Consider the following 11,808-nt stretch of genomic DNA (forward strand, 5'->3'; position numbering starts at 1 on the left):
ACAGTGGAAGGAATTAATAATAAACTGAAGGTGATTAAAAGGAGAGGCTATGGATTTAGAAACTTTAAAAACTTTAGTCTTAGATGTTTATTAAATTGGCATTTTGCTAGTTGATTTTACATGGTAAGTTCGGAAGAACCTACCTCCAAAGTGCATAGCAGCTATTTTCCTATTAGATTCACAAAGTATTTCTGTATCTTGATGACGTTCTGAAAAAGCTGATTGGTAATCTTCCATCCCTAATTATCTATTCCCTAGAGTTAATACCTGTGAATAAGTTTTTAGCTGAGGATTAAACAAGGGTACTTTATTAGACAATAAAGCACCCTTTTAATTTAGCTTAGAACTCTCCTTTTAAAGCGGCATTACAGCGCTCGCAAATAGTGGGATCATCGGCAAATTTTCCCACTTGAGTGGAATAATTCCAACAGCGATCGCATTTTTCGCCGTCTGCTTTGACAATTCCCACCGAAACAAAGTCTGATTCTCCCTTATATTCTGCGGTTTGAATCGCGCTAATATCACTAACTAATTCCACTTGGGAAGAGAGAAATAGATAACGCAATTCATCAACTTTATTCCCAGTTAAACTATCACAATTGTTGAATAATTCTAACTCCTGTTGTAAGGTTTCATCGGGAACATAAAGTAAAACTTTTGCCTCTAAAGAAGCACCGATCGCCTTATCATTTCTGGCAGTTTCCATCACCTTATTAACTTCGGTGCGTAGCTGCCGGAATTTCGCCCATTTATCGGCCAATTCGCGATTATTCCAAGCAGGATTGATGTTTAGCCATCCTGACTCAAATACTGATAAATAAGGAGTTTTGTAGGGTAGAAATTGCCAGATATCTTCCGCTAGATGAGACAGGACAGGAGCGATCGCTTTAGCGAGATTTTCTAAAGCAATAGCATAGACTGTTTGACAACTGCGACGACGGAAAGAATTAGGATCAGAAATGTATAAACGATCCTTAGCGATGTCGATATAAAAGTTAGATAAATCGACAACACAAAAATTCTGTACCGTCTGGAAAAAGCGGAAGAATTGGAAACTTTCAAAAGCTGCCGTTACTTCCGTAAACACCTCCGAGATACGATGTAACATATAGCGATCAATCTCCGGTAGATCTTCATAAGCTACTGCATCTTTAACGGGATCAAAATCATTTAAACTCCCCAGTAAAAACCTGGCAGTATTACGGATTTTATTACGGATATCTACCAACTGTTTAAGAATATTTTGACCGATATTCACATCATTGGTATAGTCCACCGAGGACACCCATAACCGAATCACATCCACCCCATAAGCGGGTTCTTTTTTCTGGTCTTTACCACCATTAATGATCACATTAGGATCGATGACATTACCCAGAGATTTACTCATTTTTCGTCCCTGTTCATCCAAAACAAAACCGTGAGTTAACACCGTTTTATAGGGAGCAATACCATTAGCAGCCACACTGGTTAATAAACTTGATTGAAACCATCCCCGATGCTGATCCGATCCTTCTAGATACATATCCGCAGGATAACTTAATTCTGGTCGAGCATTAGCCACCGCATTCCAACTAGAACCAGAATCAAACCACACATCCATAGTATCCATTCCCTTGCGATAACTGCGACCATTATCGCGATAACTGGGAGGCAATAATTCCTCTACCGATAACTCCCACCAAGCATTAGAACCCTTGACTGCGAAGATAGCTTGAACGTGATTAATCGTCTCCTCCGTTAACAGAGGTTCATTTGTTTCTTCGTCATAAAAAACAGGAATAGGAACCCCCCAACTGCGCTGACGAGAGATACACCAATCGCTTCTTTCACTAACCATAGAAGTGATGCGATTCTTCCCTGTTGCGGGAATCCAACGCACTGAATCAATCGCGTCTAAAGCTAATTCTCGGAATCCTTCCACGGAAGCAAACCATTGTTCTGTTGCGCGGAAAATTGTCGGTTTTTTGGTTCTCCAATCGTAGGGATATTTATGCTGATATGCTTCCTCTTTGAGTAACGCACCCTTTTCTGTCAGTGCTAAAATTATCGCTTCATTAGCATCTTTTAGGACATTTAAACCCGCAAATTGTCCCGCTTCTGCGGTGAAATTTCCCTTATCATCCACGGGAGAAAGTATCGGTAAACCGTAACGTTGGCCGACGATATAATCCTCCTGACCATGGCCAGGGGCCGTGTGAACTAATCCGGTGCCGGAATCAGTGGTGACATAATCCCCACCGATGAGAATCGCACTTTCTCTGTCAAACAAAGGATGACGATATTTAGTATGTTCTAATTCCAGACCTTTAACCGTTGCTTTAATCGTCAAAGTTGTGTTAAAAATGTCGGCCAATTTTTCGACTAAATCCGTCGCTACGATTAGATAATTAGACTCGCTGGTTTCCACCACTGAATAGTTTAATTCTGGGTTCAATGCGACAGCCAAATTCCCGGGTAAAGTCCAGGGAGTAGTCGTCCAGATAGCCACGGATAAATTAGGCAAAAATGGCGTTAAAACCGGGGTTGAAACTGACGTAATCGGAAAAGCAACATAGACACTGCGGGAAGTGTGACCTTCGGGATATTCTAATTCTGCCTCAGCTAAAGCGGTTTGAGAACTAGGACTCCAGTGAACCGGTTTTAGTCCCCGATAAATATAACCTTTTAGGGCCATTTTTCCGAATACGGCAATTTGAGCGGCCTCGTATTCCGGTTGTAGGGTTAAATAGGGATTTTCCCAGTCTCCCCAGACTCCATACCTTTTGAAACCTTCACACTGTTCTTTTTGCGTTTGAAGGGCAAAATCGTGGGCTTTCTGACGTAATTTCAAAGGGGTTAGACCCTCTTTTTCCGAGCTTTTGAGACTTTGTAAAACCTTCAGTTCGATCGGCAACCCGTGACAATCCCAACCCGGCACATAGCGCACTTTGTAGCCTTGCAGCAGTTTATATTTATTGATAATGTCTTTGAGAATTTTATTTAAAGCATGACCGATATGCAGGGATCCGTTAGCGTAGGGGGGACCATCGTGGAGAATAAATAATTCTTTGGGGTTATTTTGCGCTAATTTCTCATATATTTGCTCATCTTGCCAGAATTTCTGGATTTCTGGCTCACGTTTACTGGCATTTGCTCGCATATCAAAGTCAGTTTGAGGCAAATTAACGGTATCTTTGTAACTTTTAGCGTTGGACATTCTGGCAAACCTATGGATATCAATCGTTTTCGGGATTCATTCCTAAATAACGTCCCTTTGAGAGTCGTTATCTCTAGTCTGTCACATAACTGTAATATAAATATTACAAGTGACAATCATTGATCTATAAGTCTAGCGAGATTGAGTCCAAGAGCGATGATTCCCAAAGGCTATAATTCAGTTATTCGAGGATAGGGAGCATGGGGACGATGGTGACGAATCCTAATTTTTTTTATGTCTCTCCAGAAGTGTATCTAGAAGGGGAAAGAGTCAGTCCGATCAAGCACGAGTACCGAAAAGGACGGATTTATGCGATGGTAGGCGCAAAAAAGCCCCATATCGTTTTATCGGTCAATTTAGCCAAGGTTCTAGGTAATCATCTCGATGATAGTCCCTGTCTTGTTCTCACTTCCGATATTAAAGTCCGGTTAGAGGAGGCAAATTGTTATTATTATCCCGATATTGCGGTGGTTTGTGACGAGAGAGAGATTAACAATACCGATGATTTTATTCTTTATCCCGTTCTGATTATTGAAGTATTATCGAAATCTACGGAATCCTTTGATAGGGGTGATAAATTCAGCGATTATCAAACCTGTCCCACCTTAAAAGAATACATTCTTATTCATCAAAACCAGATTAAAATTGAATGTCACCGTCGCGAGGATTCGGGAGTTTGGCAAGAACAGATCTATGAAGCGGGAGATGAGGTAGAATTTACCAGTGTAGGATTCCGGGGATCTATCTCTTCTATCTATCGGAAAGTCCCTGGTTTGGTATGATTGCCATGATTGCCATTCTTTCTTGACATCGCACTTTTCGGTCCCTAGGGATAGGGGTAGATCTGTCTCCCTTTGCCTAAAAACCGAGATTATCAAGCATTTAATTCTATTTATCACACCTCTAGGAAGTTTTCCTTTTCGGTAGCTGTTCGTCAATACCAAATTAGGTTATACTTTATGTTTATGGGAAGCGATCGCTGTTAGTTTCCCACTACCCTAGGGAACAATAAACATAGCTGAAAGACAGCACTCGATCATGTAAGGTCAGGTGAGGTTACAATGGATAATTCAAACCTAAATAAGCAATTAGTAATTAATAATATTCAGGAATTTGCCGAGCTTGTTGGTAATTATGATCAAGCTTGGAAGCTTCTTGTGGGTAAAAAGGTTAGTCGTATTCGTGAAGAAGTGAAATACAAAGGGAAAAAGACGGGGATAAAAGGCACTAAGAATTATAAATATGGACAAATCATCAACATAAAATACGAAGATGATACCGTGTCTGTGCATATTAAATATCAGCATAATTTTTTTGCTGAATATAGAATCGAGAAAATTATTAATCAATTTAGTGATATATTTCCCTTTATTACCGTACAAGAAATTTTCCAAAAAGTACCAGAAATTAAAAATAAAATACTACAAGATATTTACCAGAAGCTTGAATATGATTTCCTTAATGTAAATAAACTTTATCAGGAAAGATTGTATAAATATCTGACTAAGGGAGAATTTTGGCAAGAGAAACATAGATTTGTGCAATCTTGGCTAGAAAAAAATCTAGGAAGAAAACCAGATTTAGAGCAGTCTTTAGCCATTGGAGAAGTTAATAATAATATCCAAGTCTTAGCGCGTGCGGGTAGCGGCAAAACTAGCACATTAGTCAACAAAGCTTTATTTTTGCAGAAACATTGTGGTATTTTACCAAGGGAAATATTAATACTAGCTTTCAACCGCAAAGCAGCCGAGGAAATAAGAGAAAGAATTGAACACAATTCACTAAATAACATTCCCTATGTGATGACATTCCATGCTTTAGCTTATGGGTTAGTTCACCCAGAAGAAGAACTAATTTTCGATCAATCCGGTGGGGAACAAAGAAAAAGCAAAGCTTTACAATCAGTAATTGATGATCACCTCAAGTCTCCACAGTATTTCTCAAAGATTCGTGATTTAATGATGGCTAAGTTTCGTGGAGATTGGGAAAATCTAGTTAGAGGTGGTCATTTATTAAATCGAGAAGAAATGTTATCTTATCGTCGTTCTCTACCCAGAGAAGGATTAGATGGTAGATACTATAAATCCTTTGGCGAAAAAGTGATCGCAAACTTTTTATTTGAGCATAATTTATTCTATAGCTACGAACGTAACTATGATTGGAATGGAATAAATTATCGTCCAGACTTTACCATATTTACTGGCAAAAATCAAGGAATTATTATTGAATATTTTGGATTACAAGGTGATCCAGATTATGACGAAATGTCCGCAAGAAAACGTCAGTTTTGGCAAAATGCTCAAAATCAAGCTCGATGGCAATTTCTTGAATTTAATCCTCAGGATATAAAAGCAGCACAGGAGCAATTTGGTAATTTACTGAAGCATAAAATTGAAAGTTTTGGTTTACTCTGTAATAGACTGAGTGAAGATGAAATTTGGGCAAAAGTCAAAAGACGCTCGATCGATCATTTTACCAAAGCGATGGTTCAATTTGTGCAACGCTGTCGCCAGCAGTTTTTAACTACTGAAGAATTAGAGAATAAAATTTTTAATCATAATTGTCTAGAGGAATTTGAGTCACAGTTTCTAGAATTAGGACAGGTTTTTTATCGAGCGTATCTAGAAAGATTAAAAGCTACAGGAGAAGAAGATTTTGACGGATTAATGCAAACAGCAGCTAAACTTATCACCTCTGGGCAAACAATTTTTAGACGGAAATCTGGTGTGGGTGATTTAAGTAACCTTAAATATATTTTAATTGATGAATATCAAGACTTTTCCGAGCTATTTTATCGCTTGATCACAGCCATTAGAAAGCAAAATTCTCAAGCTTGGTTTTTTTGTGTAGGGGATGATTGGCAAGCTATTAATGGTTTTGCTGGTTCCGATCTTAACTATTATCAAAACTTTGCTAATTATTTTCCCAATTCTCTAAAATTAAATATATCAACAAACTATCGTTCAGCCTCTGCCATTGTCACCACAGGAAATAACTTGATGAATGGTTTAGGAAAACCCGCTCAACCTCATAAAAAAGAGTCGGGATTTGTTAAACTGGTTGATCTACAAGATTTTGAGCCAACCCCAAGAGAGATTGAAGATCATAATGGGGATCATATTACTCCTGCTTTATTACGTTTAATCAAGAAGATTATTATTGAAAATAATCAAGAAGTGGTTTTACTCAATCGCAAAAATAACCTGCATTGGTTTGTCAATGATCAAAATAAATTAGAAGACTTTCTTAATGCAATCCGTGGACATCTCCCCGAAAATTTGCGAGATCATTTGACTATTTCCACATCCCATAAATACAAAGGATTAGAAAAACAAGTTGTTATAATTTTAGATGCGGTTAATCGTTCCTATCCTTTAATTCATCCCGATTGGGTTTTTACTAGAATTTTTGGCAGTCATCCCGAGGGAATTGTTGCTGAGGAACGTCGTCTTTTTTATGTGGCTATCACCCGTGCGATCGAGCAACTCTATATAATTACAGAAAGTCCTAACTATTCGCCCTTTCTTGCCCATTTAAATCTGAATAAAATTAATTGGCAAGAATATCCAATACCAGGAGATAATTCAAAATATATAACTATTGAAATCGGCAATCAAAAAGGGAAGGGTTCTCACCCGACTATTCAGATTAGAGACTTGCTAAAAGCTCAAGGATATAAGTGGAATTCCCATCAACATCGACAAATTTGGTATCGTCATGATTTAATGGCTAGTTTCACCACAGTCGATGATTTCTTCCATCAGTCTTCTTGGTATGCTATTGCTGATGGAGTTGAGGTGTGTTTTTATGACGATTTTCGCAATTTATTATGTGTTTGTCACGTTAACAATGGACAGCATGATTGTCTGAAAGCAGCGAATATTGAGTTATATTCTCAGGATTTAGATCAGTAAAATTACATAGTTAGGAATCTTGAGTGAGTCCCTATTGATAATTAATACTAAATCCCGTTCAGAAGGTATAGGGGAGCGGAGAGTTTTTTGCTGTGAACAGTAAACAGTAAACAGTAAACAGTGAACAGTGAACTGAAAACTCACATCTGATAACTGATAACTGATTCAAATCTGACTACTGACTGCTGACTCCTAACCCCACCAACAAACTTTTTTAGCAAACCCTAATTACTGTCATAAGATTTCTCAAAAAAAGAGGAGAAAAAGCAAGTTTTGCCTTTCTCTCCTCCAGTCTAGCGATTAATTACATTGAAACATTAGTGACGAGTCTGCGTTCTCAGAACCACAATAAACTAAGTTTAGTCTAGCGGTAGCGATTCCGTCGGGCCAAATTAGGGTGATGGCGAAGGCACTGGGTAGCGGCACGGTGGCGAATTTAGTATTAACTAAAATTCTCTAAAGCTTCAAACTGACGTAAAGCAAGACTAGAACCTTGATTCCAGCCTAATTCAACATAATAGGGTAAAAGTTTCTTGATATTTATATCGGGAAAGAGACGACTATTTTCGCTTTCTTGATAACTGTCTTCTATTAACAGATATATTTTTAATTCTTCCCGACGATAAACCCACAATTCGGGTATTTTCAACAATTGATAAGCCTCTACATCAGTCAGAGAAGTAAAGTCCACTTCTATAGCTAAATCGGGAGGAGGATCAACAGTTAAATCAATTCTCTCTTTGCCTAAAATTGCCTCTCTATTATCAATATAAAAACAGGTATCTGGTTCTACTCCCGCTTCTCCAGGCATTTTCAAGGTAATCGGATCAAAACATTGCCAGTCTTTACCTTGACGACGGAGGATAATTTTTACTAAATCCCTTAATGTATCAACACGATTGCCATGACTTGGTAAAGGAGACATAAGCCGAATTTCTTGAGTTTTGCGATTAAAATAGAGTTTGGGATAGGTTTTTTGGAGACGTAAACTCAGCAATCTTTCGTAATCTTCCCAAGTCTGATGCGGAAAAATAACTTGACTGCCCGGAGATAAAGATAAAGTATTTTCGTTGAGAGTAATTAGTAGCATTTTGGTAATTATCTTTAGTTTGTCAGATTCCCCCGCCTATCGGCACCCCCCTTATTAAGGGGAGCAGGGGGGATCAAGCCTTATTAAGCCTGGATTAAGGGGGGATTAATTGGATACATGACTCACTTTTATACAAAAAGTGTTTTAACTAAAATTCTCTAAAGCTTCAAACTGACGTAAAGCAAGACTAGAACCTTGATTCCAGCCTAATTCTACATAATAGGGTAAAAGTTTCTTGATATTTATATCGGGAAAGAGACGACTATTTTCGCTTTCTTGATAACCGTCTTCTCTGAACAGATATATTTTTAATTCTTCCCGACGATAAACCCACAATTCGGGGATTTTTAACAATTGATAAGCCTCTACATCAGTCAGAGAAGTAAAGTCCACTTCTATAGCTAAATCGGGAGGAGGATCGACAGTTAAATCAATTCTCTCTTTGCCTAAAATTGCCTCTCTATTATCAATATAAAAACAAGTATCCGGCTCTACTCCTGCTTCTCCCGGAATTTTCAAGGTGATTGGATCAAAACATTCCCAGTCTTTGCCTTGACGACGAAGGATAATTTTTACTAAATCACTTAAAAGATTGATACGTTTGCCATGACTTGGTAAGGGAGACATAAGCCGAATTTCTTGCGTTTTGCGATTAAAACAGAGTTTGGGATAGGTTTTCTGGAGACGTAAACTCAGCAATCTTTCGTAATCTTCCCAAGTCTGATGCGGAAAAATAACTTGACTGCCAGGAGATAAAGATAAAGTATTTTCGTTGAGAGTAATTAGTAGCATTTTGGTAATTATCCTTGATTTTTTCCTGTGGGATTTAACTAATTTCGCTCTGGCAGCCAATGCCTATCAAGCATTTGTTCAAGGGAATAGGGACAATTTAGAGGAAAATTGTGAGGAGATATTTCAGTTTTTTGCCCGACAATAAAAACGGCATCTTGATAGATTTTTTCTTGGTTATCTAGGAGATAGTTTTCTAAATTTGTGATTAAATATCCATTTAGCTGAACTCTAAAAGTGGCTATTTCTCCTTGCCAATGCCGATGATTTAATTCAAATTCTTCTGACCAATATTGCCACAACAAAAGATGAATAATTATCTGTCTTAAAAAACTCTCAACTCGATTTTTATCCCGTTTGCTCAAAGCCTCCAACTCCTCGATTAAATGTTGAATATCCAACTCAGCTAGACGATTTTCCTTGAGAAGTTTAATTGTTTCAGTTAACCAGAGATGTTCATCTTGTTCGTAGAGAAATTGTAACTGATTTAGCCAAGTATCTTTTTTCATATTTTTTTGGCTGAGGAGACTTCTAAAACTGCTTTCGGGTAGGCAATGCGTTGATGGTGGAATTGTTGCCAAACTTGCACAAAAACCTCGGCAATAATTGGTAATTCCTCCTGACGAATACCACTATCTACTAATTGTTGATCGCGCCATCGGGCCTGAAAAATCTTTTTGATCATATCCATAGCTTGTTCTGGGGAGGCCTCCTTCAGCGATCGCAAAGCGGCCTCGCTACTATCGGCTAACATAACGATCGCCGTTTCTCGCGATTGGGGAATCGGACCATCGTAGCGAAAAGCCGCCTCATCGACGAATTCTTGACCATTTTGGGCGGATTTTTGCAAAGCTTGCTGATAAAAATAGGAAATTAAGAGATTGCCTTGGTGTTCAGGAATAAAATCGCGGACGACTCGCGGTAAACCGTGTCTGCGGGCCATGACTAACCCTTCGCTAACGTGCTTTTTAATAATCTCGGCGCTGACATAGGGATCATTAATTTCATCGTGTTTATTCGGGCCACCCATTTGATTTTCAATAAAACCGAGAGGATCGTGCATTTTCCCGATATCGTGATAGAGGGTTCCCGTGCGAATTAATTCCACATTACAGTGCAGTTTTCGGGCGGCCGCTTCAGCTAAACAGGCGACAAAAAGGGTATGTTGAAAAGTCCCCGGCGCTTCCGTGGCCAAACGTTTGAGCAAACTACAATTAGGATTGGACAACTCCACCAGACGAATGGGAGTGACCACATCGAAACAGCGTTCCAAATAGGGGGATAATCCTAGGGCGATTACCGTCCAAGCTATCCCCGATAGACCATAGACGAGCGCCGTGGGTAGTAGAGTATAGATGATCGTGCTGGCCGTGGCACTAACGATTAGGTAAGTGAGCAGATAAACACCCCCTTGACTGACTCCGATTCCCATCCCTAGCAGCGATAATTCATCCCTAGAACGCAATTTTCCCGCTATCATAGCCGCTAATAGTCCCCCTATCGTTCCCGCGATTAAATCGGCGCTGATACCTTGGATGCTGAATAGGGAAAGACCGGCAGTTAAGAGGACTTGGGTGACGGCCAGAGTCGGGCCGTAGAAACTGCTGACTAATAAACCCACGGCTGCCAGATTGGTAAAGGGAATATTGGCGATCGCTAGGATCGGTGTGGTAAAACTTAGCAAACCCAAGAGAAGAAAATCCCGGTGACGCAGAGGCCGATGGAGACGCTGGGCAACGAGACAAAAAGTCCCGATCGCACTGGTGACAAGGATTGCCGTTGACCCTAAACCCATCCAGTTAATGCCCCGTTCGCTCAAACCAAAACCATCGATGAGAACAAACTGAGCTTGAGTAATTTTTTCGCCTGCTTTAACGATAATTTGACCGGTTTGAGCGCTAGACATGACCATATCTACCGCTTCCACCGCTTTAGCGGCTTGTTCTTTGGTTGCCTCCCGATCTTCTATCAGGTTCGCTTCTCCCTCCAGGGCCGCTAGAAGGATATTTTCGGCTAAAAGCTGCTGGCGACGGGTTAGGCGATCGCTGCTAATCTGCACGGCGATGGTATCCTCTAGGTGACTGGTGGAAATCCCCGGGGGAATGCCTTGCACCAAAATCCGGCGACTCGCTTGCAGGATGGCTGTTTCTAGGTTTTGCCACTCTCGATCGCCCATTTGGGCTGCTGTGATCAGATCGGCGTATTTGAGTTTATTTAAGCTGGAATGCCGATAATTTTGGCTGGTTTGCTCCTTTATTTGCCGTAATTGCTCCAATCGATCGATAAATTGCTCAAAGCTTCCCTTCGTCACGCGCTGACGATAGGCTTGGATTTCGCTAACAGCATATTCCTGCTCTTTTGTCAAGAGGTTTGTAAAAGATTCTTCATAGTTGAGGCGGCTTTGTAGAGTTGACCATTGAGGGGCAGAAAAGGTAAGCAGCGTTTCCATTGTGGCGTTGGAAATAGTCCTGCCCATTAAAATGGAATTTCTTCGCAAAATTGGGCGAATTTGACTTAATTGCCCTAAGGTGTCCTGCAGCGATCGCTCGATCTGGTCGGTGGTTTGGGGGTCTCTTTTCAGCCGGGGAAGCAGTCCAGCCCGAATTTTTTGGCGTTTGAGGGCGGTGGTTTCTTGGTCTTGAAAACGGGCATCTTCGGGGGCGATAATCGTGACGGGGGAAATAGTCCCGACGGCCAATTTCGGCTGATTATAGAAACGATAACCGACCACGCTAGTCAGACAACCGACGGTAAACAGGAAGATTAAGGGTCGTCGCAGTTTACCCAGGGAGTAAGAGCGAGATTTTCGGGCAGAA

Annotated in this window: 8 protein-coding genes; 3 read left to right on the plus strand and 5 right to left on the minus strand. The window is 40.1% G+C overall.

Annotation, left to right across the window (positions count from 1 at the left end):
- A partial coding sequence (locus IM462_RS16990) for a transposase (RefSeq protein WP_271927689.1) occupies positions 1–114 on the plus strand: 114 nt, incomplete at its 5' end.
- A gap of 226 nt (positions 115–340) precedes the next feature.
- Here the strand turns inward: IM462_RS16990 and ileS are convergent.
- Positions 341–3,199 carry an isoleucine--tRNA ligase gene (gene ileS / locus IM462_RS16995; protein WP_287700308.1) on the minus strand — a complete coding sequence of 953 codons (2,859 nt, stop codon included), beginning with the start codon at positions 3,197–3,199 and terminating at the stop codon, positions 341–343.
- A gap of 209 nt (positions 3,200–3,408) precedes the next feature.
- Here ileS and IM462_RS17000 point away from each other — a divergent pair, with 209 nt between their 5' ends.
- Entirely contained in the window at positions 3,409–3,981 is a 573-nt protein-coding gene (locus IM462_RS17000; protein ID WP_287700319.1) for a Uma2 family endonuclease, read from the plus strand.
- 279 nt (positions 3,982–4,260) lie between these two features.
- Positions 4,261–7,113, plus strand: coding sequence for a UvrD-helicase domain-containing protein (locus IM462_RS17005; protein ID WP_287700309.1), 2,853 nt, complete (start codon positions 4,261–4,263; stop codon positions 7,111–7,113).
- A gap of 442 nt (positions 7,114–7,555) precedes the next feature.
- Here the strand turns inward: IM462_RS17005 and IM462_RS17010 are convergent, their stop codons facing one another.
- The 4 genes from IM462_RS17010 to IM462_RS17025 form a co-directional block, all read right to left on the minus strand.
- On the minus strand, positions 7,556–8,203 hold the full coding sequence (locus tag IM462_RS17010) for a Uma2 family endonuclease (protein ID WP_287700311.1): 648 nt from the start codon (positions 8,201–8,203) through the stop codon (positions 7,556–7,558).
- A gap of 144 nt (positions 8,204–8,347) precedes the next feature.
- The gene (locus IM462_RS17015) at positions 8,348–8,995 is read right to left on the minus strand and encodes a Uma2 family endonuclease (RefSeq protein WP_287700313.1); all 648 of its coding nucleotides are present in this window, start codon (positions 8,993–8,995) and stop codon (positions 8,348–8,350) included.
- A 38-nt stretch (positions 8,996–9,033) separates the two neighbouring features.
- Positions 9,034–9,501: a DUF29 domain-containing protein gene (locus IM462_RS17020; protein ID WP_287700315.1), complete on the minus strand. Its 468-nt coding sequence runs from the start codon at positions 9,499–9,501 to the stop codon at positions 9,034–9,036.
- On the minus strand, positions 9,498–11,808 hold a 2,311-nt coding region (locus IM462_RS17025; protein ID WP_287700317.1), incomplete at its 5' end, for an HD family phosphohydrolase. The genes IM462_RS17025 and IM462_RS17020, both read right to left, overlap by 4 nt.

The sequence above is a fragment of the Microcystis sp. M144S2 genome (assembly GCF_020246065.1).
Taxonomy (GTDB): domain Bacteria; phylum Cyanobacteriota; class Cyanobacteriia; order Cyanobacteriales; family Microcystaceae; genus Microcystis; species Microcystis ichthyoblabe_A.